Origin of the sequence: Clostridium gasigenes (assembly GCF_900104115.1) — a bacterium.
Lineage (GTDB): Bacteria > Bacillota > Clostridia > Clostridiales > Clostridiaceae > Clostridium > Clostridium gasigenes.
In genome coordinates, this window is record NZ_FNJM01000020.1 from 22,327 (window position 1) to 38,441 (window position 16,115).

15 protein-coding genes and 1 riboswitch are annotated in these 16,115 nt (G+C 31.3%); of the genes, 13 read left to right on the plus strand and 2 right to left on the minus strand.

The features are described from left to right. Nucleotides 1-233 precede the first annotated feature (233 nt). From BLS77_RS20625 to BLS77_RS18205, 6 genes are all read left to right on the plus strand, one after another. A complete protein-coding gene (locus tag BLS77_RS20625; RefSeq protein WP_089973350.1) occupies nt 234-1,391 on the plus strand; it encodes an exosporium glycoprotein BclB-related protein in 1,158 nt (385 codons plus the stop codon). Between the two features lie 786 nt (nt 1,392-2,177). Continuing rightward, nucleotides 2,178-2,654 carry a MarR family winged helix-turn-helix transcriptional regulator gene (locus BLS77_RS18185; RefSeq protein ID WP_089973353.1) on the plus strand — a complete coding sequence of 159 codons (477 nt, stop codon included), beginning with the start codon at nt 2,178-2,180 and terminating at the stop codon, nt 2,652-2,654. A gap of 55 nt (nt 2,655-2,709) precedes the next feature. Next, the gene (locus BLS77_RS18190) at nt 2,710-3,339 is read left to right on the plus strand and encodes a class I SAM-dependent methyltransferase (protein WP_089973356.1); all 630 of its coding nucleotides are present in this window, start codon (nt 2,710-2,712) and stop codon (nt 3,337-3,339) included. A gap of 190 nt (nt 3,340-3,529) precedes the next feature. Beyond that, a riboswitch (guanidine-I (ykkC/yxkD leader) is annotated at nt 3,530-3,709 on the plus strand. A gap of 64 nt (nt 3,710-3,773) precedes the next feature. Continuing rightward, nucleotides 3,774-5,081: an MATE family efflux transporter gene (locus BLS77_RS18195; protein WP_089973361.1), complete on the plus strand. Its 1,308-nt coding sequence runs from the start codon at nt 3,774-3,776 to the stop codon at nt 5,079-5,081. 473 nt (nt 5,082-5,554) lie between these two features. Next, nucleotides 5,555-6,568 (plus strand): ribosome small subunit-dependent GTPase A, encoded by a 1,014-nt coding sequence (gene rsgA / locus BLS77_RS18200; protein ID WP_089973364.1) that lies wholly within the window; start codon nt 5,555-5,557, stop codon nt 6,566-6,568. Nucleotides 6,569-6,657: 89 nt separating this feature from the next. Continuing rightward, nucleotides 6,658-7,206, plus strand: a complete 549-nt coding sequence (locus tag BLS77_RS18205; RefSeq protein WP_089973367.1) for a GNAT family N-acetyltransferase — start codon at nt 6,658-6,660, stop codon at nt 7,204-7,206. Nucleotides 7,207-7,373: 167 nt separating this feature from the next. Here the strand turns inward: BLS77_RS18205 and BLS77_RS20400 are convergent, their stop codons facing one another. Then, nucleotides 7,374-7,649, minus strand: coding sequence for an ATP-binding protein (locus BLS77_RS20400; RefSeq protein WP_341423496.1), 276 nt, complete (start codon nt 7,647-7,649; stop codon nt 7,374-7,376). Nucleotides 7,650-7,655: 6 nt separating this feature from the next. Next, the gene (locus BLS77_RS20405; RefSeq protein WP_242874021.1) at nt 7,656-7,937 is read right to left on the minus strand and encodes a hypothetical protein; all 282 of its coding nucleotides are present in this window, start codon (nt 7,935-7,937) and stop codon (nt 7,656-7,658) included. A 357-nt stretch (nt 7,938-8,294) separates the two neighbouring features. Here BLS77_RS20405 and BLS77_RS18215 point away from each other — a divergent pair, with 357 nt between their 5' ends. The 7 genes from BLS77_RS18215 to BLS77_RS18245 all read left to right on the plus strand — a co-directional run. Next, entirely contained in the window at nt 8,295-9,467 is a 1,173-nt protein-coding gene (locus BLS77_RS18215) for an NAD(P)-dependent malic enzyme (RefSeq protein ID WP_089973370.1), read from the plus strand. A 32-nt stretch (nt 9,468-9,499) separates the two neighbouring features. Beyond that, complete coding sequence (locus BLS77_RS18220) at nt 9,500-10,492, plus strand: 2-keto-3-deoxygluconate permease (RefSeq protein WP_089973374.1); 993 nt, start codon at nt 9,500-9,502, stop codon at nt 10,490-10,492. A gap of 211 nt (nt 10,493-10,703) precedes the next feature. Further along, entirely contained in the window at nt 10,704-12,311 is a 1,608-nt protein-coding gene (locus BLS77_RS18225) for an ATP-binding protein (RefSeq protein WP_089973378.1), read from the plus strand. After that, entirely contained in the window at nt 12,304-12,978 is a 675-nt protein-coding gene (locus tag BLS77_RS18230) for a response regulator (protein ID WP_089973380.1), read from the plus strand. Before BLS77_RS18225 ends, BLS77_RS18230 begins: the two co-directional genes overlap by 8 nt. A gap of 581 nt (nt 12,979-13,559) precedes the next feature. Then, the gene (locus BLS77_RS18235; RefSeq protein WP_089973383.1) at nt 13,560-14,501 is read left to right on the plus strand and encodes a 2-dehydropantoate 2-reductase; all 942 of its coding nucleotides are present in this window, start codon (nt 13,560-13,562) and stop codon (nt 14,499-14,501) included. A gap of 18 nt (nt 14,502-14,519) precedes the next feature. Further along, nucleotides 14,520-15,587 carry a PTS sugar transporter subunit IIC gene (locus BLS77_RS18240; RefSeq protein ID WP_089973387.1) on the plus strand — a complete coding sequence of 356 codons (1,068 nt, stop codon included), beginning with the start codon at nt 14,520-14,522 and terminating at the stop codon, nt 15,585-15,587. A gap of 315 nt (nt 15,588-15,902) precedes the next feature. Beyond that, nucleotides 15,903-16,115, plus strand: a 213-nt coding sequence (locus BLS77_RS18245; protein ID WP_341423495.1) for an HTH domain-containing protein, incomplete at its 3' end; no start/stop codon positions are given.

The window sequence follows — 16,115 nt, forward strand, 5'->3', positions numbered from 1 at the left end:
CTGCTTTTTTGATATGAAGTATTGAATTTATATATTTTACAGAAATGTAAGCTAAGTGAAAGCTGAAACTCCCAAGCCTAAAGGCAAGGGGTTCTTTCTAGCTTGCGATTTACCAGTTGGAACCCCTATTTTTTCTAAGTTTAAGAGTTTTTATAAATATAAGAGAACATTTATATGTTAGTAGAATAGGATGTAATATATGAAAAATATAAGGATTATCGAGGAGGAAAACAATGAATATAGATAAATATTTAGAAGAACTTGATCGTAAATATGAATGCGAAACAAAAGAGTGTAAAGAAGAAAAACAAGAACACCATAAATGCAAACCTAAACCAGTATGCCCTCCAGGACCAAGAGGACCAAGAGGAGAACAAGGATGCCCAGGACCAAGAGGCGAACAAGGATGTCCGGGACCAAGAGGACCACAAGGTCCAAAGGGAGAAAAAGGAGATAGAGGCCCAGCAGGACCAGTAGGACCAGCAGGACCAGCAGGACCAGCAGGACCAGCAGGACCAGCAGGACCAGCAGGACCAGCAGGACCAGTAGGACCACAGGGACCACAAGGGTTAGTAGGTCCAGCAGGCCAACAAGGACCACAAGGACCAATAGGGTTACAAGGTCCACTAGGAGAACAAGGGCCGGCAGGAGCAATAGGACCAACAGGACAACAAGGAGAACAAGGAGAACAAGGACCGCAAGGAGCACAAGGTATAGCGGGACCAACAGGTGCACAAGGATTACCAGGAGCACAAGGACTAGTAGGTCCACAAGGCCCACAAGGAATAGCAGGAGCACAAGGGCCAATAGGACCACAAGGGCCTATAGGACCACAAGGACCAATAGGACCACAAGGACCGACAGGAGAAACAGGAGCAGCAGGCCCAGGAGCTATGATAGCTTTTGCATCAGGTAGTGCTGTAACTTTATCTACCTTGGCAGGAGGAACAGTTGGTTCAGTAGCTTTACTAGGTTTTGGAAATTCATTTTCAGGAAGTGTACTTTCAGGAGGAACAATAAACTTATCACCAGCCACAGCGTTAGCTTATAATATGGCGTTCCCAGTTTCAAGAAATAGTACGATAACATCAATAGCTGCATATTTTAGTAATACTTCAGCTTTAACATTAGCAACTCCTGTAGCTATTACTGCAACACTATACAGTGCTTCTTCAGTAACTAGCAATATATTTAGCCCTATTTCAGGAGCTACTATAGCTCTATCTCCAGTTGTATCTGGAAATGTTTTAGCAGGAACAGTATATCATGGAATAGCATCACTTAATGTAAGTGTATCAGCTGAAACACGTTTATTATTAGTATTCTCTATTAGAGGAACAATAGCAACTACAATTACAGGTTTTGCTAGTTCAAGTATAACAATAAATTAACAAAACAATTATTACTTTTGAGTCGGACAAGCTGACGACTCAAAAGTACCCTCAGGGGCCAATGTCATCAACTTAGTAGAATTTAAGGTTAGTATAATTAAATTTAGACTAATATTAAATTCTATTTTTTTGAATAAATGGATGGCTAAAATCTAAGATTTATTCTGTGTTTACTAGCTCCAGAATCTGACCTACGGACAGTTAGTAACCATATAATTGGAAATAAGTATTTTAATAAATTTACTATTCTGAAAAACAAAAAAACCACCTATTCTAATGTGAAATTGGTTTGAAGAACAAACTCAACATAAGAAAGGTGGTTTATATTATCAACAATCAAGAATATATTATTTCAAAATTGAAAAAAACACTAGAGAAGATGGTGATTTTATCATCACCACGTCCAAAAAAATTATATGAGTTTTATATTTATAAATTCCTTAAAACCTATAAAAATAACTCGAGCAATATTTATATAAAGAAGACGGAAACAAAGATTTTAAGAATGTAAAACAAGGACTTAAATCCTACATAAAATTATAACTCCATAGGGGTACGGAGTTACATTACTTGCAGATATAGGTTTTAAAAGTATGGATTTATTTAGATTTATAGATGAGGATATTAATATCAACTATATTAGAGTAAAAGCTTACACCATCTTCTATTTTAGCTCCTTTATTATTTTTTAATAATTGTTGACAATAATAAAAAAAGATAATATTGTTAAAAGAACTTATACACGAACAGTTCTTAAAAACGTTCAATATAAAGGAGTTGTTTATTATGAATAAAAATTCAGCAGATTATGCAGATGAAATAATAGATCTTTATAGTTTACTTTGGGATGATTTTCATAAGATTTCATTTGCACAATTTAAAAAATATAAGTTTACAGCACCTCAAGCCATGGCAGTACGTCAACTTAAACGTACCAGTTATATAACTTTAAAGGAATTAAGTGAGGACTTAAGTTTATCAAAAAGTACTGTGTCAGGAATTGTTGACCGTCTTGAAAAACAATGTGTAGTAGTGAGAGAAATACCTGAGGATAATCGTCGCACAGTTAGACTATCACTTTCACCTGAATTTATTAAAGATACGGATAGTACTTATATTAAAAAAAATTGTATTTTAGATACTATTAAAAATACAGACATTAAAGATATAGAAAAAATGATTTATGGATTAGAAAAATTCCATACTATGCTAAGTGCTAATAGTAAGGCTGATAAAACTAATGGAGATGAAGAACATTATTAAATTATCTTGAAGAAGTTAGTATATTATTAAAATAAAATACGAAGGAGAAATAGATATGACAGAATTTTGGGAAGCAACTTTTATAGAAAATCAAATTATGTGGGGATTTGAACCCTCAGACTCAGCAATGCTTACAAAGGATTTTTTTATTGAAAAGGAAGCTCGGGATATATTGATACCTGGTATTGGATATGGTAGAAACGCAAAGATTTTTATTGACAACGGAATAAATGTAACAGGGATTGAGATTTCAAAAACAGCCATTGATTTGGCAAGGCAGAATGGAATTGATATTAATATTTTTAATGGTTCAGTAGCTGATATGCCTTTTGATAACAAACTTTATGACGGTATATTTAGTTATGCACTTATTCACTTATTAAGTAATAGTGAGAGAAAGAAGTTTATTAAAGATTGCTATAATCAGTTAAAGCCAAACGGATATATGATTTTTACTACTATTTCAAAAGAAGCCCCAATGTTTGGAAAGGGCAAACAACTTGGCAAAGACTATTTCGAGATAATGGAAGGTGTAAAAATGTTCTTTTATGACTCAGACTCGGTAAAAGAAGAATTTGGAAAATATGGACTCGTAGAAGTTTCAGAAGTTGTTGAGCCACATAAAAATATGCCAAATAAACCTCCATTTAAATTTATAATGGTAAAATGTCAAAAAGAACTATAGCATTGTTCAAAAGAAATGGAACATATGAAAAATAATAAGAATTGTTCAATGAAGAAATGGCAAAGGGAAATTTAGAAAAGGTAATTGAAGTTAATGATACTGGAGACATTATTAATAAGACTTTATTGAAAATATAAATTTTATAGTATATAATGTTAAGTATAGTTAAAGTCGTGAAAATTTAAGATTTTAAATAGTTTTCTAGGGTTCCGCAATTTATTTGATAGTTATGTTTTTAGATAATTTATTCTAATGTTAATATGGAGTAATATATTTAATTAAAGCAAATAGCTTATTAAGATAATTGGACTGGTCCGAGAGAAAACCCACAATATTTTTGTGGCCACGGAGGGATAAAAGCCCGGGAGGATGTGTTAATCATATCTTCTCGGGCTTTTTCTATGTTAAAAAAGTAAGTCGAGGAGGAATTTTAAATGAAAGATAAAAAAATAGGAAATTTAATTATTAAAAATGTATTACCAAGTGTTGGCGGAATGATGATGGTTTCTCTATATATTCTTTTTGATACTATTATAGTAGGACAAGGGATTGGTAAAGAGGGATTAGCCGCACTTAATATTGGGTTACCTATTTATAATTTAATATTTGGGACCGGAATACTTTTAGGTACGGGTTCAGGTGCCTATATGTCAATGAGTAGAGGAAGAAATAATATAGAAGAGGGTGAAAAATCTGTTCTGCATTCATTAGTGATTGGAGTAACTATTGGTATTATATATACTATAATAGGTCTTTTATTTTTAGAAAACATAGCAATGTTTTTGGGTGCAAATGATAATAATATAATGTTAGTTAAGGAGTATTTAGGAAGTATAATTATATTTATTCCTAGCTTTTTAATGGTATATAATATTTCAATTTTAGTAAAACATGAAAATAGAGCAAAGTTAAGTATGATAGCAATGGGAGCTGGTGGAACAACAAATGTTATTTTAGATTATATATTTGTATTTCCATTAGGGATGGGAATGAAAGGTGCAGGTATAGCAACTGGAATATCATCAGTTGTATCATTATTAATTTTATTAACACATTTTAAGAATAGAGAAATTAAAGTAGATTTTAAAAAGTTTAGGTTTGATAAAATTATTTTTAAAGCAATAGTTGTAATTGGAGTTGGGAGTTTTATTATAGAAATGTCATCAGGAGTAGCAATTTTTTTATTTAATAGAAAGTTGTTAGAGACAATAGGTGAAATTGGAGTATCTTCATATAGTATAATTTCTAATATTTCATTAATGATGGTAGCGATATTTACAGGGATATGTCAAGGAATATTGCCTAGTATAAGCCATGACTATGGATCAGGAAAGCATGAAGACATTAAGAATATAGTTAAGGTTGGAAGAATACTGGCAGTAGGAATAGGGCTATTATTTATAACAGTAGGATATTTGTTCCCAGATAAAATTTCTGCTATATTCACTAAAGATTGGAGTGACATATTAGATGTAACTAAAGAAGGAATTAGTTTATACTTTTTAGCTTTTCCTATTATGGGACTAAACTTAATACAAATAAGTTACTTGCAAGGAACAGGAAGAGGAAAAAGGGCAACTTGGTTATCTTTATGTAGAGGGTTAATATTTATATTAATATTCATAAATATATTGCCAATGATATTAGGGGTGAAAGGTATCTGGTTAAGTATAGTAGCATCAGAAATAACAGTATTTTGCATATTCTTATTACTGATTAAGGATAAGAAACAGTTAATTTAAATAAAAAATAAAAAAGTAGAGCTGGTATCCAGCGAAGGACTGACCAGGATCTATACAATAATTAGCACATGTAGCCTCACTCACCTAGTCTACTTACTGAAGCAGTGGGTTGCTAGGGTAAGTTGATTTCTAATGGTACGCAACATTCTTATGTTGAGGAATAACAGTAAGAAAAGTGTGAAGTAAGAGGTATGTTCCATTCACCAAAAATAAATTTGATTAATATAGTGAATAGTTACTAAAATTACAAAAATATGATAAAATAGAAAATGATAAAATAATGAATAAATACTGTAATTTATTCGAAGTCAATACTTAAAAAGGAGTGATGTTTTATGATTAAGATATATAGAGGATTTATAATAAATAGTGTATTAACGCAGGAGGTATGTATTAATTAATAGATATTAAATACTAAATACCTCCTGGCATAGTAAGTTTTAATTTAGAACCACAATGTAGGAGGAGAAAAAATGAATAAAATTAATTTGTATAATATTGGATTAACAGAAAGATTTAAACAAGAGTCAACTATGTATGAAGAGAGCTTATATTTAGCAAGAGTATCTGTTCAACATAAAGACCTGTATAAAGTAATTACCGAATATGGAGAATTATGGGCGGAGGTTTCAGGTAAGTTTAAATTTAAAGCCTTTGGAACAGAAAGCTTTCCGGCAGTAGGCGATTGGGTTATGGTTGATAGGATAAGTGATGATAGTGGTAATGCAATTCTTCATCATGTTTTAAGACGAAAAAGCAGCTTTGAGAGAACGGTTGCAGGAAATAGAAGCGATATACAAATAGTTGCTACTAATATTGATATAGTGTTTATCTGTATGGCACTGAATGATGACTTTAACATTCGTAGATTAGAAAGATATTTATCTATTGCCTGGGATAGCATGGCTACCCCAGTAATAGTATTAACAAAATCAGACCTTTGCGATGATGTTCAGGAAAAATTATTAGAGGTTGAAAAAGTAGCTATAGGGGTAGATGTTTCAGTAACAAGTAGTATTAATGAGGACGGATATGATTCAATAAAATCATATATAATGGAAAATAAGACAGTAGCATTTATTGGTTCATCAGGTATTGGGAAATCTACAATAGTTAATGGATTGATGAATGAAGAAGTTTTGGCTACTGGTGGGTTAAGAAATGATGGTAAGGGTAGACATACTACTACTTATAGACAACTTGTGATTTTACCTAATGGAGGAGTAGTTATTGATACTCCAGGAATGAGGGAGTTACAAATTTCTAGTGCGGATTTTAATAAGACTTTTTCGGATATTGAAAACCTAGCTTTAAAATGTAAATTTTCTGATTGTAATCATGAAAGTGAACCAAGATGCGCTGTTAGAGCAGCAATAGAGAATGGTGATATTGATGAGCAACGCTTGGAAAACTACAGAAAACTTCAAAAAGAGCTAAAATATCAAGAATTAAAATCAAGTAAACTAGGAAAGAAAAAGATATATTAGGAAAAATTTATATAGTAGCTAATAATGTTGTATTATATGCTTAAATAGGAATATAAAAAATAACTTAATAAAAGACAAGGAGCGATAGTGTGGAAATTTTAGAAACTGAAAGACTGATAATAAGAAGATTTTCTGCTGAAGATTGGAAGGATTTATATGAATACCTTTCTCAAAAATCGGTTGTTAAATATGAACCATATGATGTTTATAATGAAGATGCAAGTAAGGAAGAAGCTATTTACCGTTCACAGAATGATGCCTTTTGGGCTGTATGCTTAAAAGAAAATAATAAGTTAATTGGCAATGTTTATTTTCAGCAACAGGGATCTAAAGAATTTTTAACATGGGAAATCGGTTATGTGTTTAATCCTGCATATTATGGAAAAGGATATGCCACAGAGGCGTGTAAAAGAGTTTTGAAGTATGGCTTTGAACAATTAGGAGCTCATAGAATCATTGGTAAGTGTAACCCAGAAAATACGCCATCATCGAGGTTGTTGGAACGACTTTTAATGATAAGAGAGGGACATTTTAGAAAACCAGCTTATTCCAAAAAAACAATTGATGGGAAGGCAATATGGCATGATGCCTACCAATATTCCATATTGGAGGAAGATTGGTTTAATTCTACTAAATAATATATAGAAGTTTGATAGACTTATTTATTATTTAGTAACTTATAAAGGTACAAGTAGTGCTTGAAAATATTGAAGACTTTAACTTTAGAGAATGTTCTATATTAAAATACCCCTAGGTGTTGATTCATATTTTGAATCAATACCTAGGGGCTTTTAAAATATAGTTATTAAAATTTACTTTTTGATTTATATATTGTTAGTATAAATTCCTCACCTAACTCTTGAAGTTTTGGCTCTATGTTGGATATTGACATCATATTTTTAATTATCATTGGAATTCCTCTCCCAATCTGATCTATAAACCTCATATTCTCCATATATTTAACAAGAAATGGATTTCTAGCAAAGGACACACCAACTTTCATCTTTTCTGTAGTTACAGTGTTTGGTAATCTTCCTGGACTTCTAAATTCTATTCTATCATTAAACATGAAAATTCTAATTTTAGATCAATAAATACTATAATTTCTATGAACTAATGTATTTACTAGAGCCTCTCTTAAAACTATTAGAGGATAATCCTCTTTTTCAGTTCTATTAAGATCTTTTATAGTTGATGGGGTTAATATATTATTTTTTATAATAGTAAGTGTACTTTCAGCTATTTCTTGAATTCTTCCTTCAATTACTTTTTTATCGATTAACTCATCTGAAATGTCATTTCCATTAAAATGAGCAAAACTAATGCCATTTTGAGGTAAGCTATTACTCGGCATCTTACCAAATATCAATAGGCCACCTACAGAACAGACTTTTTCACCAGAAGAGATAGCACCCGAAAAGGTATTTGTGAAGTGATAATAGGTACACCAAAGGCGGGCAGGGTCAAAACAGAAATGGGAAAACTGGTGTATTTAAGTTGAATTGGATACCTGAAATTCAAAGATTCGTAGATATAAAGAAGGAGGACAAGTACAGTTCTTTGAGTAATTATGGTATTTAGGGGTGTTAATAATATAACAAAGTATTGTTTATGACCATAATTAATTTTTAATTTATATAATATTTTTAAATTTTAATATTGATGCTATTATCTAGTTGAGGCAAACGATTACAAAAAATAATATATAAATGGAGGATGAATCATTATGAATTATTATGAAGAAAGCTTAAAATTACATGAACAAAAGGTAGGTAAAATAGAGGTAGTGTCAAAGGTAGCAATTATAACAAAAGATGATTTAAGTTTAGCATATACTCCAGGCGTTGCTGAACCATGTAGGAAAATTTATGAGGATGAGGAAAACGTGTACAAATACACTTCGAAAGGAAATTTAGTAGCTGTAGTTACAGATGGAACAGCAGTTTTAGGGTTAGGAGACATAGGTCCTAAGGCTGGGTTACCTGTTATGGAAGGTAAGGCAATATTGTTTAAAGAATTTGCAAATGTAGATGCATTTCCAATATGCTTAGATACAAAAAATGTTGATGAAATAGTTAGAACTGTAAAACTTATATCTCCGGGCTTCGGAGGAATTAATTTAGAAGATATTAGTGCTCCAAGATGCTTTGAAGTAGAAGCTAGACTTAAAAAAGAACTTGATATACCAGTATTTCATGATGACCAACATGGAACAGCTATAGTAGTGCTTGCAGGGATGATTAACGCATTAAAAGTGGTTGGAAAGAAAATTGAAGATATAAAAGTAGTTGTAAATGGAGCTGGATCTGCAGGAACTGCTATTTCAAATCTATTACTTTTATCAGGTGTCAAGAATTTAATTGCTTGTGATAAGGTTGGGATTCTATATAGAGGTATGGAAAAAATTGACGATGCTAAAACAGATTTAGCAGAAAGAACAAATCCAGATAACATTAAGGGATCTTTAGCTGATGCTTTAGTAGGTGCAGATGTATTTGTAGGGGTTTCTGCTCCAGGAGTAGTAAATCAAGACATGGTGAGGTCAATGAATAAGGATTCTATACTATTTGCAATGGCAAATCCAACACCTGAAATAATGCCTGATGAAGCAAAAGCAGCAGGTGCAAGAATAATAGGTACAGGACGTTCAGATTACCCAAATCAAGTTAACAATGTACTTGCATTCCCAGGAATATTCAGAGGAGCATTAGATGTTAGAGCTAGGGAAATTAATGAAGAAATGAAAATTGCAGCAGCGTATGCAATAGCTAACTATATTAAAGAAGATGAGTTAAATGAAAATTATATTATCCCTAGTGCTTTAGATAAAAAGGTATCAAAAACAGTTTCAGATGCAATAGCAAAAGCGGCTAGAGAATCAGGCGTAGCAAGAATATAGATTAAATAATATATACAAGGAGGTATATAATAATGCAAATTCCAATTAAGAGAACACTTGATAAAATTCCAGGCGGTATGATGGTTGTCCCACTTTTTTTAGGGGTATTAGTTAATACATTTTGCCCACAATTTCTAAAAATTGGTGGTTTTACAACCGCATTATTCAGCTCAACTGCATCAACAACAATATTGGCTTGTTTTATGTTTTTAATTGGTTCACAAATTAATTTCACATTAGCACCAAAGGCATTAAAAAAAGGTGCACTATTAATAACAGGAAAATTTATAGTAGGTGCTGGAATTGGTATATTTGTAGGAAAAGTTTTTGGGCCTACTGGAGTATTAGGTTTATCACCATTAGCGATCCTTGCAGCATTAACAAATTGTAATGGTGGGTTATATGCATCTCTTGCTTCACAGTATGGCGATGAAACTGATGTAGGTGCTTATGCGTTATTGTCTTTAAAAGATGGTCCATTTTTTACATTAGTTGCATTAGGTGCATCAGGACTTGCTCAAGTTCCTATTATGTCACTTGTAGCAGTATTAATTCCAATAGGAATAGGAATGATTTTAGGAAATATTGATCCTGATATGAGAAAATTCCTTGGAAGCAGTAAATTATTATTAATTCCATTCTTTTCATTTCCATTAGGTGCAGGAATGAATCTTGGAACTATTGTAAAGGCAGGAGGTCCTGGTATATTATTAGGAATAATAGCTGCCTTTACTGGAATAGGAGCTTATATACTTCTGAAATTATTTAAAGAAGAGCCTATAATTGGTTTAGCAACAGGGTCAACTGCAGGGAATGCTGTAGCGACACCAGCTGTTGTTGCAGCTGCAGATCCAACATTAGCCGCTATAGCAACAATAGCTACTGCACAAGTTGCAGCGGCATGTGTAGTATCTGCTATTGTTTGTCCATTTATTGTTTCTTATGCATTTAAATTGCTTAGAAAAAATAAAATGAAAAAATTAGATGAGGAAGCAGCTCGGGATAAAAAAATAATTATTTCATAAATAAGCGGTAAATAAGATATTTAGATAGCTGTTAAATTAAACACGGAAAAATGGAAGACAATAATGAAAGAAGTGATATATAATAGGATTGAAGTATCTATTCCTATATTAATCCTTCTATCTGCATGCATGGTCTTTTATGGTTCCGTGTTTTTAAAGGTTTTTAATTATAAAAATTAAATTGGGATATATTAAGGTTAAGGTGATAAATATGAAAAAAGCAATGAAGTTGCAAACAAAGCTTACATTATTGATTATCACAGTAGTGTTTGTTTCTATATCTATAATAATTTTTTTTGTCGCCTCATGGATGACTGGAAATATTGAAAGCAAGGCTAGAACTAATATTATGAATGTAGCTGCTATGGTAGCCCATTCTAGAGAAATAGTAGATGAGCTGGAGGCTAAGGATCCAAGCGGTCGGATTGGACCTTATGTTAATATGCAGCTTAAGAATTTAGAACAGGTTGAATATATAATTGTAGCGGACATGGAGGGCATTAGATATTCTCATCCAAACCCTGAAATGATAGGGAAAAATTTTGAGGGAGGAGATGAGTATAGAGTAGCTCAAAGAGGAGAAACCTATATTTCAGAGGCTACGGGGACTCTTGGAAAATCCTTGAGAGCTTTTACTCCAATATATGACGCAGAAAATAAGAGAGAGATAGGGTTTGTTTCTGTAGGTACACTTACCCACAGTGTTGAAACCGCCAAGCATACAGCCATTTTATATATAATTTTAATTGCGCTTGGTGGATTGACGGCAGGTATAATAGGGGCATTTTTATTAGCAAATAACATAAAGAACACTTTGCTAGGACTTGAGCCTGAGGAAATAACAAAGCTTTATAATGAAAAGATGGGAATTCTTGATGCTATTCATGAAGGGTTAGTAGCTGTTGATAATAGCGGTAGAATTACTCTTATAAATGATTCGGCCTTAAATATATTACACTTTGAAAATAATGTTAATAAAGAGCATATTATAGGGCAGAACATAGAAGAGGTTATTCCTAATACCCGTATGATTAATGTATTAGAAACAGGGGAATCTGAATTTGAAAAAGAGCAGAGGATAAATAATACTATAATAATGACTAATAGAATTCCTATAATGAATAGAGGGAAGGTTGTAGGAGCCATTTCTAGCTTTAGAGATAAAACAGAGGTGACCAGAATGGCAGAAGAGCTTACAGGTATAAAAAAAATGGCATGGTCATTAAGGGCACAGAATCATGAATTTATGAATAAGCTTCATACTATTGCAGGACTTATTCAGCTTGAAGAATATAAAGAAGCTCTTCAATTTATATCAGATGTGGCTAAGATAAGAAATAACATAAGCCGTATATTAACTGAAAATATAAAAGATATTTCTTTATCAGCAATATTGCTTTCAAAGTATAATAAGGCTGAGGAATGTAGAGTTAAATTAAAAATAGATGAAGATTCAAAATTAATAAAGTTACCTGAGTACATAACTTCAGAGGAAATAGGATCATTAGTAGGAAATTTGATAGAAAATTCTTTAGATGAAGTTAAAAATGATGGTACTGGAGAAATATACATAAAAATAATTGAAAAAGAAGAAATGCTGTATATAAAAGTTAAAGATAATGGACCTGGAATTCCAAAGGAGTATTGGGATAAAATTTATAATCAAGGATTTTCAACAAAAGATGGGCAACGAGGTCATGGGATGTATATTGTAAAGAAAATAATAGATGAGGCTAAGGGAACAATAGAATTTAAGGTGGATAAAGGTGTTCTTTGGAATATAACTATACCTATGATAAGGGGTGAAAAATTTGATTGAAGTAATGATTATTGAGGATGATCCTATGGTAAGAGAAATAAATTCTAAGTTTTTAAAAAAAGTTGATGGGTTCAATTTGTATAAATCCGTTTCTAATCTTACTGATGCTAAAGAATTTTTATTAATAAAAAAACCTGATTTAATTTTACTGGATGTTTTTCTACCTAAGGAAAATGGTATTGATTTTTTAAAGTGGCTTAGAAGTGAAGAAATTGAAGTAGATGTAATTTTAATTACTGCAGATAAAACAATAGAAAGAGTACAAGAGGCTTTTAGATATGGAGCGCTGGATTATCTTATAAAACCATTTAGTTTTGAAAGATTAAAAGAAGCACTTCACCAATTTAAAGAGAGGCACTATAAATTTAAAAAAAGTAAGGTTATAGAACAAGATGAATTGGATAGATTAATTATAAATACAAACAGTTCACAGGATGAAGAAAGTTATACAAAAGGACTAAATAAATATACTTATAAGTCAATATGGGATGAAGTAGAAAAAAGTGATTATAAATATTTTACTGCAGAAGATCTGTCAGAAAAACTAGGAATAGCAAGAGTAACAGTTAGAAGATATTTAGAATACATGGATAAGGATAAAAAAATAGAAAAGTTAATAGAATACGGCAAAGTAGGTAGACCCCAGTATAAGTATAGAAAAAATTAAATTGATTAGGTAAATTATTAGAAAATTAGGAGGCATTTATGGGGAAGTGTAATAACAAGATATCCATTTCATCCACATAAAATACTTCATATGTAAGGAAAAATTTTACAGGCATTATTGAAAATAAAATAATTTTAAGACTTGAACTGTAATAGAGATAAAAACTTTATTGCAGTTTTTTTATTTGAAATTTTATTAATATAAATCAAAAAAAACTTTTTTACTTTGATTTTTTGCTGTTTTTATATTGCGAGGACTTAAATAGCTGATTCCGATTGGATAAGAAGGTTAGTAAGAATGCACATTAAAATCTAAGTGATATTATAAAAAGTACAGATTTATTTTATTTAGGAGTTATATGAAAAAATTTATGTATAACGTATTAGATTTTAGAAAATAATAAAAGTAATATTTAAATACATTTATGTAGATAATTCTAGAAAAGCTAAGTTAAAACAATAACAATAAGCAAAAAACGACAATTTTAGCTTTTAATAGAATGGTTTTTGCGAAAAAAACATGATATTATAAATGATATTATAATGATATTATAATTATATAAATAAAAAGGAGTGATATGAATGAGGATAGCAATAGCTGGAGCAGGAGCTATGGGAAGCAGATTCGGACTTATGTTACATAAAGCAGGTAATGAGGTTATACTACTTGATAAGTGGGCTGATCATGTTAATGCAATTAATAAATCAGGATTAAGAGTAAATTATAATGGTGAAGATGTGGTTGAAAAAATACCAGCATTTTTCCCAAGTGAAATGGAAGGGTATAAAGGAGTTATTGATACTGTAATATTATTTACAAAAGCTATGCAATTAGATGATATGTTACAATCAATTAAACCAATATTATCAAAAGACACTAAAGTATTATGTTTATTAAATGGATTAGGTCATGAAGATACTGTTGAAAAGTACGTTGATAAAGAAAATATATTACTTGGAAACACTATGTGGACAGCTGGATTAATAGGACCTGGCGAAGTAAAGCTTTTTGGAAATGGAGAAGTTGAACTTCAAAATGTATATCCAGGTGGAAAAGAAGCTGCATTAGAAGTTGTAAAGGTACTTAATGAGGCTGGATTAAATGGAATATATAGTGAAAATGTAATGTATTCTATATGGAGAAAAGCTTGTGTAAATGGTACTTTAAATGGAACATGCACTATTTTGGATGCAAATATTGCTAGTTTTGGAGCAACAAGTGTAACTGATAAAATTATTAGAACAATTATTAATGAGTTTGCTGCGGTAGCTGCAAAAGAAGGTATTAATCTTGATAGTGAAGAAATTGTAAATCATGTTAAATCTACATTTAATCCAAATGGAGTAGGTAAACACCATCCATCGATGCACCAAGATTTAATAAAAAACAATAGATTAACAGAAATAGATTATATTAACGGGGCTGTATGTAAAAAGGGTGCAAAATATAATATTCAAACACCTTATTGTCAGCTTTTAACTGAATTAGTTCATGCAAAAGAAGAGATTTTAATAGCACAATAATAAAGGAGAAATTTGAAGATGTCGAATAATAATAAAATTACCATTAAAGATTTTATTAACAAAGTCCTAGCCGGAACAGCGTTGGGAATAATTGTAGGTCTTATTCCAAATGCTGTTTTAGCATCCATTTTAAAGTTATTTGAACAAACAGATATTGTAGTAATGTTAACTCGTACTGTTTATATGTTTCAATTAGCTACTCCATTATTAATTGGAGCGCTTATTGCATTACAGTTTGGATTTAATCCAATGAAAATGGCTGTTGTTGCAGGATCTGCTTTTGTAGGTTCTGGCGTTACTACCTTTAATCCACAAATGCAAAATATGGTAAATAATGCAATGGGAGCGTATGTTAGTGCTGGAACAGGTGATATAATAAATACTATGCTTACTGCATCAGTAGCAGTTATTTTAGTATTATTAATTGGAGAGAAGTTTGGATCAGTAAGTATAATACTTTCACCTATAGTTATCGGTGGTGGTTCAGGATTAATAGGGCTACTTATGCTTCCTCATGTAAAAGGTCTAACAGCTATGATTGGTACTGGAATTAATTCATTTACCAATTTGCAACCTGTAGTAATGAGTATTTTGATAGCTTGTTCATTTGCTGTATTAATTATTTCACCAATATCAACAGTTGCTATTGGTATGGCTATTCAATTAAATGGTATATCAGCAGGTTCTGCTGCTGTAGGAGTTGCTGCAACAACTATAGTATTAGTTGTTCACTCTTGGAAAGTAAACAAGTCAGGTGTTACAATGGCAGTGGGATTAGGTGCAATGAAGATGATGATGCCAAACTTATTCCGTCATCCAATTATCTTAGTACCTATTTTATTTACTTCTGCAATATCTGCTATACCAGTTGCCATGTTTAATGTTATGGGAACACCTTCTTCAGCCGGTTTCGGATTGGTTGGGTTAGTTGGACCATTAGCATCTATTGATGCAGGATTAAATGTATTTACTGCAGTATGTATATGGTTTATTATTCCTACAGTAGTAGCAATAATATCATTAATATTATTTGAAAAAGTATTAAAGTTATATAAAAAAGAAGAAGTTTTTATATATCTTGGATAAAATAGAGAATTAAAAAATAGAGTTTCTAGAATTAGAACCTAAGGGCAATAGTTTTCTACAAATTAGCAACGTCTGCAAGCCTCTTTTGGCATGCGGTCACAAGCCTTTAGGGCAATAACCTATGGTAGAGGAGTATATTTCTAGGTGAAAATATTATTGAAAATAAAATAATTTTAAGAATTGAACTGTAATAGAGGTATAAACTGGTACCTATAGAATGGACAGTTAGAAAAAAAGTGCTAAACATTTATTTAACTGACTCTATTTTATAGGGTCTTTTTTTATTGTAAAATATTTTAAAGGAGGATTGTAGTTATGGGAAGAATCTATTTTACAGATGAACAATTGAAAGATTTATCAGTAAATCCATTTGTAAAAAAAGCTAGTAATAAAGCTATTACTTATACAGATGAATTTAAGGAGTATTATGTTTCTGAATATAATACCGGGAAAATGCCATTAGAAATACTACGGAATGCAGGATTTGATGTTAAGGCTTTAGGAAAACAGAGAGTTGATAATTTATCG

Excerpts from the sequence above, each read along its gene's own strand:
- BLS77_RS20625 (WP_089973350.1), top strand. The coding sequence starts at position 234 with ATGAATATAGATAAATATTTAGAAGAACTTGATCGTAAATATGAATGC.
- BLS77_RS18240 (WP_089973387.1), top strand. The coding sequence starts at position 14,520 with ATGTCGAATAATAATAAAATTACCATTAAAGATTTTATTAACAAAGTC.
- BLS77_RS18195 (WP_089973361.1), top strand. The coding sequence starts at position 3,774 with ATGAAAGATAAAAAAATAGGAAATTTAATTATTAAAAATGTATTACCA.
- BLS77_RS18185 (WP_089973353.1), top strand. The coding sequence starts at position 2,178 with ATGAATAAAAATTCAGCAGATTATGCAGATGAAATAATAGATCTTTAT.
- BLS77_RS18190 (WP_089973356.1), top strand. The coding sequence starts at position 2,710 with ATGACAGAATTTTGGGAAGCAACTTTTATAGAAAATCAAATTATGTGG.
- rsgA (WP_089973364.1), top strand. The coding sequence starts at position 5,555 with ATGAATAAAATTAATTTGTATAATATTGGATTAACAGAAAGATTTAAA.
- BLS77_RS18225 (WP_089973378.1), top strand. The coding sequence starts at position 10,704 with ATGAAAAAAGCAATGAAGTTGCAAACAAAGCTTACATTATTGATTATC.
- BLS77_RS18235 (WP_089973383.1), top strand. The coding sequence starts at position 13,560 with ATGAGGATAGCAATAGCTGGAGCAGGAGCTATGGGAAGCAGATTCGGA.
- BLS77_RS18215 (WP_089973370.1), top strand. The coding sequence starts at position 8,295 with ATGAATTATTATGAAGAAAGCTTAAAATTACATGAACAAAAGGTAGGT.
- BLS77_RS18220 (WP_089973374.1), top strand. The coding sequence starts at position 9,500 with ATGCAAATTCCAATTAAGAGAACACTTGATAAAATTCCAGGCGGTATG.